Source organism: Neisseria sp. P0009.S007 (genome assembly GCF_051962515.1).
In genome coordinates this window covers 1-948 of the sequence record NZ_JBQCVF010000610.1, presented here as the reverse complement: position 1 = coordinate 948, position 948 = coordinate 1, and the positions used below count along the sequence as shown (strand labels likewise).

At 46.8% G+C, this 948-nt stretch carries 1 protein-coding gene and 1 pseudogene; both read left to right on the top strand.

Annotation, left to right across the window (positions count from 1 at the left end):
- The coding region (locus ACTHS3_RS15150) for a peptidylprolyl isomerase (RefSeq protein ID WP_440368385.1) at positions 1–549 on the top strand (549 nt) is incomplete at its 5' end.
- 44 nt (positions 550–593) lie between these two features.
- Positions 594–948, top strand: a pseudogene (locus ACTHS3_RS15145) (peptidyl-prolyl cis-trans isomerase); the annotation flags it as partial.

The window sequence follows — 948 nt, the reverse complement described above, 5'->3', positions numbered from 1 at the left end:
AAAACCGAATGGGCAGTTTTCGAAAATGATTTGTTAGGCCAAGCTTTCGCGGCGCATATCGTCCGTCAATATCCTGTCCAAGAAAAAGATGTCAAAGCCGCTTACAACGACTTCAGCAACTTCTATAAAGGTACTCAGGAAGTCCAACTGGGTGAAATCTTAACCGACAGCAGCAGCAATGCCCAAAAAGCCATTGCCGATTTGGACGCGAAAAAAAGCTTTGTTTCAGTATTGAACCAATACTCAATTGACGAAGAGGCCAAAAAAGCCGGCGGCATCCCTAAAGCTTATGTTCCGCTTAAAGATTTGCAAGAATCAGCACCTCCGCTTTACACTGCTATCAAAGACCTGAAAAAAGGTGCATACACTAAAACGCCACTGCAAAACGGCAATCTGTACGCCGTTTTCTACGTCAATGACCGTCGCAATGTTACCGTACCTTCTTACGAAGCCGCTAAAAACGAGATTGGCAGCGACTTACAGGCAGCCCGTGTTGATGCGGCCATTCAATCATTACTGAAAAAAGCCAGCATCAAAGTCAACAAATAATATAACGTGCCCGCCGTGATGGCGGCGGGCAATAAGGAACTCACATGAACATCAAGCCCAAAACTGCCGTTTTGGCTATCCTCGCCCTATCAACCGTCGGCTTGGCAACCGCCAAAGCACCTGATATCGATCCCGCCCGCATCGACAGCATGGTTGCCGAAGTATTGAGACAGGCCGACCAGCATCCCAACCAAACTGCCAAACCCGATGGTCAGGCAATCCGCAAAGATGTAGTTACACGCTTGCAGACTTTGGAAATCTTGAAAAATGAAGCCTTCAAAGCTGGTTTGGACAAAGATGCGGAAGTACAGAATCAATTCAAAAACGTTGAAGCTGAGTTCTATGCTAACCAATACGCTGCTTATCTAGAACGTCAAACCGCAGTTGACGATGCCGAGT